The 12,544-nt window shown below is 53.5% G+C and carries 10 protein-coding genes; 2 read left to right on the forward strand and 8 right to left on the reverse strand.

Features of this window, described 5'->3' with window-relative positions; all coding sequences use genetic code 11:
• Positions 1-3 precede the first annotated feature (3 nt).
• Positions 4-87 (forward strand): IS3 family transposase, encoded by an 84-nt coding sequence (locus GDJ93_RS10290; RefSeq protein WP_226812472.1) that lies wholly within the window; start codon positions 4-6, stop codon positions 85-87.
• 126 nt (positions 88-213) lie between these two features.
• On the opposite strand, the gene GDJ93_RS05210 is transcribed toward GDJ93_RS10290, so the two are convergent.
• The 5 genes from GDJ93_RS05210 to GDJ93_RS05230 form a co-directional block, all read right to left on the reverse strand.
• Entirely contained in the window at positions 214-2,460 is a 2,247-nt protein-coding gene (locus tag GDJ93_RS05210) for a KAP family P-loop NTPase fold protein (protein WP_193221456.1), read from the reverse strand.
• 163 nt (positions 2,461-2,623) lie between these two features.
• Positions 2,624-3,385, reverse strand: coding sequence for a TIR domain-containing protein (locus tag GDJ93_RS05215; protein WP_152068005.1), 762 nt, complete (start codon positions 3,383-3,385; stop codon positions 2,624-2,626).
• Between the two features lie 1,828 nt (positions 3,386-5,213).
• Positions 5,214-5,606, reverse strand: a complete 393-nt coding sequence (locus tag GDJ93_RS05220; RefSeq protein ID WP_147332604.1) for a P-loop NTPase family protein — start codon at positions 5,604-5,606, stop codon at positions 5,214-5,216.
• A 109-nt stretch (positions 5,607-5,715) separates the two neighbouring features.
• Positions 5,716-6,567, reverse strand: a complete 852-nt coding sequence (locus GDJ93_RS05225) for a hypothetical protein (protein ID WP_117769676.1) — start codon at positions 6,565-6,567, stop codon at positions 5,716-5,718.
• Positions 6,568-6,707: 140 nt separating this feature from the next.
• On the reverse strand, positions 6,708-7,148 hold the full coding sequence (locus tag GDJ93_RS05230; protein ID WP_117769675.1) for a restriction endonuclease subunit S: 441 nt from the start codon (positions 7,146-7,148) through the stop codon (positions 6,708-6,710).
• A 434-nt stretch (positions 7,149-7,582) separates the two neighbouring features.
• On the opposite strand from GDJ93_RS05230, the gene GDJ93_RS05235 reads away from it, so the two are divergent.
• On the forward strand, positions 7,583-8,026 hold the full coding sequence (locus GDJ93_RS05235) for a hypothetical protein (RefSeq protein ID WP_152068006.1): 444 nt from the start codon (positions 7,583-7,585) through the stop codon (positions 8,024-8,026).
• A gap of 125 nt (positions 8,027-8,151) precedes the next feature.
• Here the strand turns inward: GDJ93_RS05235 and GDJ93_RS05240 are convergent, their stop codons facing one another.
• From GDJ93_RS05240 to GDJ93_RS05255, 3 genes are all read right to left on the reverse strand, one after another.
• Positions 8,152-9,411, reverse strand: a complete 1,260-nt coding sequence (locus tag GDJ93_RS05240) for a nucleotide sugar dehydrogenase (protein ID WP_152068007.1) — start codon at positions 9,409-9,411, stop codon at positions 8,152-8,154.
• A gap of 69 nt (positions 9,412-9,480) precedes the next feature.
• Positions 9,481-10,521 carry an NAD-dependent epimerase/dehydratase family protein gene (locus GDJ93_RS05245; protein WP_152068008.1) on the reverse strand — a complete coding sequence of 347 codons (1,041 nt, stop codon included), beginning with the start codon at positions 10,519-10,521 and terminating at the stop codon, positions 9,481-9,483.
• 582 nt (positions 10,522-11,103) lie between these two features.
• Positions 11,104-12,540, reverse strand: coding sequence for a lipopolysaccharide biosynthesis protein (locus GDJ93_RS05255; RefSeq protein ID WP_152068009.1), 1,437 nt, complete (start codon positions 12,538-12,540; stop codon positions 11,104-11,106).
• Between the last annotated feature and the right edge of the window lie 4 nt (positions 12,541-12,544).

Raw genomic sequence — 12,544 nt, forward strand, 5'->3', positions numbered from 1 at the left:
TACATAGAGCTCTATTACAATAGGGTGCGCATGCATTCCACCCTGGGCTACATGTCTCCAGTGGAATACGAGCGGCAATACGCTTGAGGATCCTTAAAAGAAAGTCCAGTTTATCCTTCCCACTCCAGAGGATCCTTAAAAGAAAGTCCAGTTTATCCTTCCCACTCCACGGCACGGTCACATAGCCAGTCCAAAGAAACGTCCGCATCTCCATCACGCCCTCCTGTTATTTCGCCTCCAACTCGCAAGGAGCGTACCAGCCTCTTCGGCAGAGACCTCGTCCCCATCATAATCGTCTCTATTCACAAAGCAGAAAGCTGCCGCAACTAGCTGGCAGTCTTCCGGCAAGTCGAAAAAGCTGCCGTCTGCGCGCGCCTCAGCAAGAAGACCGTCGACCTTTGCGAGCTCGACCACCTTTGCGACACCAGCCTTGTCGAATGAGAAGCTCGTTACTTCGCCGCTGTCCAGCGAGGTGTAGCGCCCCGACCCGAACGAGAGAAAGGACGCGCACCTCGTCCCGTCAGCATTGGCAATTCTTTTCGCATAAGCCATGAATTCATTGGGCTTACGCTTCTTGAGCAAGATCAACGCATAACGACACTCATCGTTTAGGAACAGGTTCCTCTCGACGGCGTCCTCGCCCACCTTGGCGCAAACGGCATCGGAAAGCTCGAAAATGTCGCCTTCGGGCAAAAGCGCCTTGCGGCCACCGTCTCCCCTGTCATTCAGGCTGTTCAGCTGCGATATCAAGAAAGGCGCGAGCGGATAGATCGCTCTCCCCTTGCTCTCGTCCACCGACGCTCGCAGAATTTCGCCAGACTTAGCAGGCCCCAACTGTTTGAACAGTAACTCGGTGAGTCTGAGGAGTTCCAGGTCGGCACTCGTCGAGGCAAATGGGGCGTAGCTCTTTTCCTTGCTCAGGCCCAAGGCCAAAAGGCATGCCTTGGCGACGACTTCGGCACGTCCTTCCTCCAAGGTCGATACACGGGCCCTCATAGCCGACACAAAGTCGATCATGCTCCCCGCTTCGGCGTGCCTGTGCAGGTCTTCGAGCAACACTCCGCCGTCGCTCACATTCAGCGCATCCTGAACCTCGTGAACATCGATTCCGTCCGGCATGTTCGAATCGAAGTAAAGATCAAAGGAATCGGCCCGCCAGATAGCGTTCAAGCTCTCCCTCGGGTAAGAGACGCAATGGCTCATGCCAGTTTCATTTGCCATCCGCGGGAAAAGCCTGCAGATGGCCTCAACCGCCCACTTGGCCTCAGAGCTCGGGACTATCCCAGAAAACAGCCTCTCCAAATTAGCGAGGTTGTCTTTCTGATCCATGCCATTCATATACAACGACGTTCCGATTGTGCCGCAAAGGAGGTCCTTGTGCACGCGAATCCAATCAACGAGTTGTGGCACCTTGAGCTCCAGCACTGTCAAGGCGACGACGTCTTCGAAGCAGCAGAATCGCGGCAGTATGCTCAACTTCGCCTTTAACGCGTTCGTGAACCGCCGAACCTCCCTTATGGTGAAGAATCGATTGTTCAGAAACGTCAGGCGGACGCCGTTCCACCTCTTGTCATCGAGGTCCTCCCGCCTGTAGGCAAACGCGTTGAAAATCGCGTTGATGTCCTTGAGAAGTATCCGCTCCAAATCGCCCGATGAAATGGATGGCAGGCGCACAGGGACCTGGACCACTTTCTCTAGGTATTCGGCGCCATCGCACTTCTGGACCTCACTCAAAGCCCGCGTAACCACCTCCTCATCGAATGAAAGAAGGTAGTTGATCTTGGGAAGCTTCGCCAGAGAGGCGACGAGCTGAAACACCATACGCACCTGATCATTCGGCAGCCGATCGATGTCGTCGATGATCACTACGACCCGCCCATCGAACTTAAGGAGCTCCTCCTCAAGTCTCTGTTTCTTTGAGGAGACGCTTCCCGCCCTATCTGCGGATTTCCTCAACCTGCTCGTCAAACGATTGCCGAAGGCGGGCACAGCAACGCCCGCAAGCGGCATGCCCGCCAAACTGACAGCGGCGCCGGCGGTCATCAACAAGGCTTCAGAATATGCCGCGAAGGCATTGAGGACCTCAGGGCGCTTAGCGCGCAGCTTGCCGAATAGCTTGCGCCGCCCTTGTACATCTTTATCAAGCGCACTCCCGACTTCCTTAAGGAACTGGGCGAGCAGCTGCTCGGCCGTTAGGTAATTCCAGGGTTCAAAACGGACGACAGAGACGTCCGCCTTGCCGTCATCGTCTTTTCGGGAGAGCGCATTTTCAACGAGGTTTATAACCGAAGTCTTGCCTGATCCCCAAGGTCCATACAAACCAATGACGAGCGACTCGGGGCCAGCTGCGGATTTCAGAATATCAGCCAGTCTCTCAGTGAAAGGGATCCTTCCGATAAGATCTTGCTCCCTCGCCTTGATTGGTGTATCGGTGGCAAGAGATAGGTTGAGGTTATCCAAGGCCACTACCTCCCCAGTTCGTAGCTGCGCACGGCGGCCTCAGAAAGCCGCATTTTCTCTGTCAGGTTGAGCTGCGTCATTCCCAGCTCCTGGCAACTTCGTCTGTTCTTTGTTCCGAAGCCAGCTCCCACAAAACACATCTCGTCGTCTGCTGCCGTATCCGTTAGAAAACTATCTTATTAAAGTCGATGGAATATCCCATGGACTTGAGTTCTTTCAAGAGGCCGAACTCCCAATTGTCTGATCCGGTATATACGACACCCTGTAGATCGGAGGGAATCTCTATACCTTTGTCAACGAGAATTGCAACGTTTTCTCTACCAAGCCGACCAATAAAGTATCCGGCTTCAAATACAACATTCTGTCTAGCCCTGGGCTTTGCCGACTGTTCTGCCTGGGCCCTTCCTTCGTCGTCCGCCGTAAAAAGGCATACCGCTCCTGCTGCATCGCCTTCAATTTCCAGCTTTTCGATGATTGTCTTGCCCTGATTTGACTGCTCGTTCAGGATTACCGCCGTCAGGCCCTGCCTTTCGATGATTCTCGCGACCCTTTCTCTAAGCTCTCCGTTGTGGCCATGAACGATAAATACCTTCGAATAATCTCCGACATTTGCAGTCGATCCGGTTTCCCCTTCGGCTGAAAACTCATCAAGGTATGTCTCCAGCACAGCTTTTGCTTTGCGCAGGCCGTCCGCACAGGCATCAACGAAAGCCGATTCGGGCGTGCTGGAGGCGAAAATAGACAACGAGTAGCGGATTTTGTTAAAGCTATTAAATTCGTAGCTGTCTTCTCCAAATCGCCTAATTAAAAGCCTGTCCGCCTTTGTCTTCCACGCTTTAAAATCAGGCGAACTAGAGCTGATGTATTTCTTTGAAAGTTCGTCTGCTGTTTCGCACAACTGCAGCAAAATTTCAAAATCAGACATTAAGCCTTCTTTCTACAACCAATCACAGAGCTAAGAATCATCTTATTCCAATGAGCAGCCAAATCTCTTTACCGTTTCCTCGGTGCCCCTATCGGAGATGGACTTGCCCATTGCGAACTCAATAGCGTCCAGCAAAGCCATGGCACAAGCTTTGAAATAGGCATCAAAGTCATCATTAATGAACGCATTCCAGTCAATGAGATTCGATTCGATGACGGAGTTCACCCTGTTCGATGACAACTTTCTTAACGTATTCCGCTGAGCAGACGCTGGGGGTCAAGCCTCCAATTTCTCTGTCCGATTCAGGCAGCAGAGGCATCTTGTTGATGACCGAGCTCCACTTATGCCTTTCGTATCCCGTTTTTTCGCAGTGGCTTTTGCGGGAAGCTGGATATCTGGGGCGGTTTCCATGCTGTTCACGATATCGATAGAGACGCCACGCATTAAATCGAGCCCCTTCCCCTTATAGAGGAGAGCCATGATTCTCTTATAGGCTGCCGATTGCCTCGACTGGAGTCGCAGGGGTCGGGTTGACTGAAAATGAGCAGTGTTCACGGTTCGCATCTCGAATTTCGCATCTTCAAGCTGGCATTCACATCCTCTATGTCATAGCGATAGCGGGTCTCGTTTGGGCCGCCATGCATCTCTCCAAAGATTCCACGCCAGAACCGACGAGTAACGTATTTTGGCTCTTTAGGTCTTTGAGTCTTACGAAAGGGCAACCATCGATCATCCTATATTATTCGGAGTTAGATTTATCGCCCCACGACGCTAAGCTGGTGACCATCCAGTGCCTTTTGATATCGATATAGACATCGCCAATCTGATTGTCCAAGCATTCATCGGACTCGTTACCTTGGGGGCCTTGATTGCCGCACTCTGGCAAAGTAACCAGAGCAAAAAGAACAGGGAGGACGACATCAAGCGGCATCAGCCATCCCGCATATCGGCATGGTACGAAGGGGATCGAAACCGAACTGATCAGCCCGAGGACAATCGGTTCGTCTGGCAATTCGTCGTGCTTCGAAACGAAAGCGAGTCCCCCGTCTACGACGCAATCGTCACCTGCGTCGGGATTAGCGGGGCCGGCCCCTCTTTCAAAGGTGAGGATAACCGCCCCGCTTATCCCAACCGCGTCTGCGTCGGCACGCTTCCTCCTGGAGCATGGTGCATATGGCTCCCGACGGAAGGGCACGGAATGGGAGTACGCACGGCACCCGAAACGGCTTTCACCGACGCAAGCGGAACTTCATGGGTTCGGCGGGGCAACGGAAGGCTCGAGGAGATCCCTATGGAGCCAACCTCGTTCTACAGGCTGCCCCTTCCCTTGACCTGGCACGGATGCAAGAAGCTGACCGAGTAACCCCTTGGCATCGTCGTTTCAGGCATTGGGTTTTCCGGACTGGGACGCGAACTTCCCCAGATGTTCCGGATAACGGGAAAGTCAGAACTATTCGGGTTTGCGAGGCGGGATCGAGAGAGCGACTCCGCCCTATTATTTCGATGCGTCCATGAATTGAAGTGAGATCGGCATCATCACCTCGAAGCACTTACATACAGATCCATATGGCAAAGGCAGCAATTCGCCACCTTGGTTGCAGCAGCGGAGGTTATTACTCAGGATACAAGCGGAAGTAGCCAAATAGGCGCTGGGCGCAACCGAGACGCAGCCAGAGAAGGGTGACATGAGAGTTGTTTCAGAGGATTGGGGTGATATGGATGAAGTTGACTGGTAAGTGCATCTCCAGGTTCAACGGATGGCTGATCAAGGCCGTCTTTAGGTTCACGTAGGGATCCGCTTTTGCTGACAAACAAACACGTGATTGATTTATGGCTTCCAGACGCTTAGCGTGTCTGGAAGCTCATTTATTTTATTGTCAGCAACCACGAAGCCAGCGCTGAACCTCGCCCTAGTAATTGCAACATAGAGCTTGGAGCGTGTCTGCGGCTTCAGATCCGTCGAGGCATCTTGCAACCAAGAGGCCATATCGGCAACTGGATAAATCAAAACATGGTCATATGTTCGGCCTTTTGCTTTGCCGAAGTTGCAGATCGATGAAGCGTTCGCGGTCTGAGTGGCGACGCTACGTCTCAAAATCACTGGATCCAAAAACTCGCAATACCTTTGCGCAAGTGACTCTGGAATGGCCCAAACTCCATTATGGGTTTCATTTGAGGCGGCGCGCAAAGATGCGGTTGGTGAAAACTCCGGATAAACCATGTTTGCGAATCGCCATTCTTGATTTGCTGCTTTTTCGTTATCTTGTCTATGCAATGCAACTGAAACGCATCGGTGTCTCATCTGCAAATACTCGTAGGGCGATAAATGATTATTTAGCCGATCCTTCTTCGAATCCGAAAAGCAAACCGTCCTCATTTGGTAAACAGCCCCGTTCGACGCATTCCAAGATTAGCGCTTGCAATAATTTTGCAGAATCGGAAACACAAGACTCAGAAGGTTGTTTTCCCTCATGAACGGCTTCTGACCTTGCTCTATATAGTTTCTTTATTTCTTGCTGTTTTTGCTTGCCTCCTCCAAGAAACAAAGCTGCGAGAGTACTGACACGAAAAACAAGTTCGCTCCGGACTCCAAACAATGACTCAATCCCAGCCCATATAATCGCCATTTGAACTGAAGGTCGAAGCGATTGTTTGTAGCTCCACAAGGAATTCACCGCGGTCTCAAATCGCGTGTTTTTATCAAACAGTTCCCATGCGTCCCGATAATGCTGTCTTATCCACTGCTTCTCTGAATCGTTGATCACTTTCAATTTTCTTGGAATGAACAACCTTGTAGAAAGAACAACATTGATTGCCGAGCATGGCGAAAAATCTTCTGTCCGCGAATCGCTCTGAACATGCCAATACAATTCGCAATTCAAAAGCGCGGACAATAGAACTATTGCAGATTGGGCATTCCAAACTCGAACTGCAAGCTCTTTGCCCTCTCCAACAACGCGCAACTGAGCTGTAGTTTTCCTAAGGACGGCAATCAAGACACCTAAATCGGTCTCATCTCCGCTGCCATATTTCATCACAGAATTTATCATGTCGTCCGGCGAGGCCTTGCACGTGGCCGGCAATAGAGAGAGGTGTTGCGTAAGCGGCAGCTCTTCGTCTATGGTTAATCCCATTAGGTATAGATATGAAGCAGCAGCCGATTCATTTACAACAATCATCATCTTCGCCCCCCTGCCATAGCGCTCTATACCTAATCCATCCGAACAGCGCCAAACTGAGAGACGTCGATTTCGCCCTACATGAGTTTGGGAAGCAATGCGTCACGCAGTTCGCCAAGAGCCTACGACTTGAGTATATTAGCCTATATGAGCTCAAGAATACCATTGAGCGTCGAAGTCGTTCTTTCTATTGCACAAGCTGGAGCAAACGGGACGTTCATCGACTTAATGTTTTTTAATGCAAGCTTGGTCTGAACGGCACCAACAGTTCCAAGCCTAATAGCTTCCATGCCCATTGAGCTACGAAGAAAGAAATACGACCACGCCGCAAAGTCGCCTTTAAACGAAGTAAGTTTGTTGCAATTCTCTGTGAGGTTTGCCTCATCGAGCGTTTTTCCGATATACGCCGTAAGGCCAATCGTTCCGACAACGGAAACAATTAGATCGCCAGTGTTGACAACGTAGCGCGAAATATTAGATCGTGTTTCATCGTCGATATATAGCATTTCCGAAGTGAGTAAGAGAACAGAAGCGTTGTTTAAGTCGCGGACTCGAATATATGGATGAGAGTTTGCCTCTGCAATTAGCTCTGAACCTTTAGGGAGCCTCTAACCGCCCTTGACTTCGCAGAATGACTCGACTGAACGGTAATGATTTTCTCGCTTGTTCTCTTCAATTGTTTGAGCAAAAAGGGCTTCTCCGAGTTCAGCTAAATAATCATTTACCGGAACATAGGCCTGCACTTCAGAATTGTTTCCATCGAACCAAGGGGAAAGGAGCCCCCGGTGGAAGCGATGATCAATATGGTTCTAACACAGATGTAGCCGGTTCTAGACTATCTGCAGATAAAGCAATCTTAAAAGCAGTGCTCGAAAGCACTATGTGTAGCCATGCCGAAAGCAGCGTGCCCAGCAACTCGAGTCTACTCGGTCTCTTCCTTACCGACAAGGAAGTCGAGGGGTGCTCTCCGAGAACAATCGCGTACTACGAAAGCACCCTCAAACCATATGAGGCATGGATGGAAGAGAAGACGATGCTGAGCGAAGACGGCCGAATCGTCAGGGTGGACAACCCATGGTGTTCGTTCTACATCGACACCGAGCTGGCACCTGCGCTAGACGAGAGCAGGTGCGGGAAATGGATGTTCTACTTCAACGATATCGAGTTCGCGGAGGAAGTCTGCCGCAAGGCGGCCCTCGGAATGGTCGTCGCGGAATGCATGCACAGCTCATTCGAGTCCGTTATCGAGAACGGCAGAGGCGTCGCCTGCTTCTACCTGAACTTGGACGACGTCGAAGCACATCGCCGCGTTGTCGCATTCATGTTGGAGCATGGCCTGGTTCGGAAGACGAAGTCGGGGAAGCTGTATAACATCGGCTTCAAGTTGGATGACCAGGCACGGGCGGGAGAATATGGAGCCGGTTTCAAGGCACGAATCACGTTGAGCGATCGCTCGAATTAGGCGAATTTTACCTGCGAAGAACAATGAAGGGCGGGGGTGTATCGGCTAATGCCGAACACCCCCGCCCTCGACGCGGTTAAAATAGCGAATGATTGAAGCGGATCAGCCTGGTTCCGCCCTCTTCCCTAATCCCGCTTAAACAAATCCCTCGTGTACACCTTGTCGGCCACGTCCGCGAGCTCGTCGCTCCAGCGGTTGGCGACGATAACGTCGCAGCCGGCCTTGAAGGCCTTCAAGTCGTGGGTGACCTCGGAGCCGAAGAACTCCGGCGCGTCCAGCGTGGGCTCGTAGACCACCACGGGCACGCCCTTGGCCTTCACGCGCTTCATGACGCCCTGGATGGAGCTCGCGCGGAAGTTGTCGGAGTTGGACTTCATCGTCAGGCGGTAGACGCCCACGACCGGCTTTTCCTTGCCGGCGTACACGCGGTCCCACACCATCTGGAGCACCTCGTCGGCCACGAAGTCCTTGCGGGTGCGGTTGGCCTCCACGATGGCCTCGATCAGGTTCTGGGGCACGTCCTTGTAGTTGGCCAGCAGCTGCTTGGTGTCCTTGGGAAGGCAGTAGCCGCCGTAGCCGAAGCTGGGGTTGTTGTAGTGACTGCCGATGCGCGGCTCCAGGCAGACGCCGTCGATGACGTCGCGGGTGTTGAGGCCGCGGACCTCGCAGTAGGTGTCGAGCTCGTTGAAGTATGCCACGCGCAGCGCCAGGTAGGTGTTGGCGAAGAGCTTGACGGCCTCGGCCTCGGTGGTTCCCAGGACGAGCTCCGGGATACCCACGGTACCGTCAGCGTTCACGCGCTCGAGCTCCGCATGGTCCGCCCCTTGGGCAAGCAGGCGTGCGAAGCGCTCGGCAGCCGCGACGGCGTCAGCGTCCTCTTTCGGCGCGCCCACCACGATGCGGCTGGGGTGCAGGTTGTCGTAGAGAGCCTTGCTCTCACGCAGGAACTCGGGGCTGAAGAAGATCTTGCTGTCGCCCAGCCTCTCGCGCAGGCCGGCGGTGTAGCCCACCGGGATCGTGGACTTGATGACGATCCAGGCGTCCGGGTTCACCGAGCGCACGGCGGCGATGGCGGCCTCGACGGAGCTCGTGTCGAAGAAGTTCCTATCGCTGTCATAGTTGGTGGGCGTGGCGATGACGGCGTAGTCGGCACCCGTGTAGGCCTCGGCCACGTCGACGGTGGCGTGCAGGTCGAGCTCGCGCTCCCCCGCCTTTGCTTCCGCCAGGAATCGCTCAATCTCGTCGTCCTGGATGGGCGACTCGTAGTTGTTGATCTTCGCGACCTTCTCGGGCACGATGTCCAGCGCATGAACTACGTTGTGCTGCGAGAGCAAGACGGCGAGGGACAGGCCGACGTAGCCGGTACCGGCGACAGCGATCTTCATGTCATTCTCCAATTGTCAAAGAACAATAATTCGCATGAAAAATGGCCCCTGTTACAGGGCCATGATTTCCTAAATGTTGTAGTAGCGCTTATACCACTTGGCAAAGGCCCTCAGGCCGTCCTCGAGCGGCGTCGCGGGCTTGTAGCCCAGGTCGCGCTGGAGCGCCGTGGTGTCGGCGTAGGTGACGGGCACGTCGCCGGGCTGCATGGGCACGAGCTGCTTGTGGGCGTCAAAGTCATAATCGGCCGGGAGCACTCCTTCCTCCACAAGCACGCGCTGCAGTGTGTCGACGAAGTCGAGCAGGTTCTCGGGGTGCGAGTTGCCGATGTTGTATACGCGATGAGCGGCGAGCGGCAGCCCGTCCCCGCCCATCTTCACCTCGGGGGCGGCGTCCATGACGCGCCTGACGCCCTCGACGATGTCGTCGACGTAGGTGAAGTCGCGGCGGCAGTCGCCTATGTTGAAGATCTTGATGGTGTCGCCTCGGCGCAGTTTCTCTGTGAAGCCGAAGTAGGCCATGTCGGGCCTGCCCATGGGGCCGTACACGGTGAAGAAGCGCAGGCCTGTCGCGGGGATGGAGTAGAGCTTGGAGTAGGCGGCGGCCATGAGTTCGTTGGACTTCTTGGTGGCGGCGTAAAGCGAAACCGGGGAGTCGACGCGGTCCTCCTCGGAGAACGGCACCTTCTTGTTGCCGCCGTAGACCGAGCTTGAGCTGGCGTAGACCAGGTGCTTGACCGGGTGGTGGCGGCAGGCCTCGAGCACGTTGAAGAAGCCGACGAGGTTGCTCTCCAGGTATGCGCGCGGGTTCTCGATGGAGTAGCGGACGCCCGCCTGGGCGGCGAGGTTCACAACGACGTCGAAGCCGTTCTCGGCGAACAGTCGCTCGATGAGGGCGGCGTCGCACAGGTCGCCGCGCACGAAGGTGAAGCGGCCGTCGGTATCAGTCTCGGCCAGCATTCGCAGGCGCGCGTCCTTGATGCCGGGGTCGTAGTAGCTGTTGAGGTTGTCGAGGCCCACGATAACGTCGTCAGATTCCTCGAGCAGCTTCTTGACGAGGAACGCGCCGATGAAGCCGGCGGCCCCGGTGACGAGCACTTTTCTGGTTGTCATATATACTCTCTTTCATTAGGTAGGTTAGAGTTCTAAATTTGCACCTTGCGGTTAATATATCCACCCGTTGCGTTATCTCGAGGAATCACGCGACAGGGATTACCTAGCACAATCGAGTGGCTAGGAATGTCGCAGTTCACGTACGCCCCAGGGGCGATAAGGACATCGTTTCCCACCGAGATCCTGCCGACCAGGGTCGCGTTGACGCCTATCCAGACGCAGTTCCCTATTACCGGGGCGCCCTTGCGTTTCCCTCGGTTCTCCTGGCCGATGGTCACGCCCTTATGCAGGTTGCAATTCGAGCCGATGATGGCAGCCGGGTTCACCGTGATGTTGTATGCGTGGCCCAGGTAAAGGCCCGGTCCGATATCGGTTGAGCGGGATATCTCGAGTCCATACCTTTCGCGCATATGCTGCAGCATCAACCTCCAGATAGGATTGGAGGAGCGCTGGGCCTTTCGGAGCACCCATAGAAATCTGAGGGCGTGGTCAGTCATAAGTGAAGTGTCTTCTCCATAACGCTGCCAATCGGGGCACCCCCCCCGTTTTTGTTTACCAAACACAAGTTACATAGCCAATCTATTAGAGAAATCTCGAATAAAGCGAATTAAGTTGTTTGCGAGTCGACGGGAAAATCTCGCAGCACAGTGCGTAAACAATCACACACATGATTATCCCAGCGATGGTCGGGAGACAGATGCTATCAAGAACCCAGCCAGAGGTGAACATCACGACGGAGCAAGCAAAAATCGGAAGCAAGCGAGCAATCATTTTGCCAACAGGGAATTTGATAAAGACTTTGAGGATGAAGACGTCGATTCCGATGGCTACCAGACGTAAAAGTGAGCTATAGAGCGCAAACTCATTAAAGTCGAGGGATGCGGCATAGTAAGTTACTGGAACCATGACTAGGAGATAGGAGACCTGCGAGGCAAAGGATAGCTTTGGTCTGCCCTTAGCTCTGAAGACCTCGCTTGCATAATAGCCGACCGGAATCACTACGGCACTGCTTAAGGCCCATAGACCAAACATCAAAGAGCCCTCAGACCACTGCGGTCCAAGCACGAAGGTAGTCACGAAGTTACGGTAAAGAAAAATCCCGAAACCCAGGGGCACGACGAACAAGGCGACCTTTTCCTGCATATGGAAAAAGGCGAGCTGAAACGATTCATCGTCACTCTGCCTTCGAGAAAGTTCGGCAAATAGCACGGGAGTAGTCGCACTCGTGATGATGCCCATGCCGGTATTGACCATCGAGATTGATGTCTTGTAAAGACCAAGGTAGTACGGAGTTAACAGGGAGCCTACGATGAAAGTTCCCATCCAAGACGTAAGCCAAATGGAAAACTGCTCGAGAAGCGTCCATGAACTGAATGACAGCATCTCCTTCAATTCGGCAAATGAGTAAAAAAAGGAAGGCTTCCAATCCGACTTAAGGGTCAAGACTAGAGAATTCACCAAGTTGCCGATAATAGTGCCGATCACAAGCGACCAGAAGTCGAAACCGAGAAGCGCTAAGGGTACAGTAACAAACAAAGGGACGAGGGCCACTGCGACCCTGACGACAAATAACTCCTTAAAGGAGAAGGCCCTGTGAAACAGCGCAAGCTGGATGCTGCTCAAGGCGGTAAGGGGAAGAGAAGCACAAGCGACGATGAGGACGATTCCAAGGCCATCGTTGCCCACAAGGGCAGCAAGAGGCTCGTTGAATAAAGCTACGAGAGACCAGAGTGCTAAGGAGACGAACAAGTTCGTCACAAAGGCGACGTTAGCACTTCGGAAGAGATGAGACTTGTCCCTGAACTCGTGCTGGATGAGGTACTTCTGAAAACCCGCATCCGAAAGCATGTCCGCGAAGCTCGTTACCATGGTAACGGTAGCCACAACACCGAAAGCCTCTGGTGCAAGAATATGCGCAAGGGCGATCTGGGTAAGCGGTGATATTAGCTTAACGACCACCTCGGTCACAAGGGACCATTTGGTAGCCGAAGAAGCCTTTTGAGTTAATTCGTCAGTCATCTTC

The sequence above is a fragment of the Collinsella aerofaciens genome (genome assembly GCF_902501475.1).
GTDB lineage: Bacteria > Actinomycetota > Coriobacteriia > Coriobacteriales > Coriobacteriaceae > Collinsella > Collinsella aerofaciens_AL.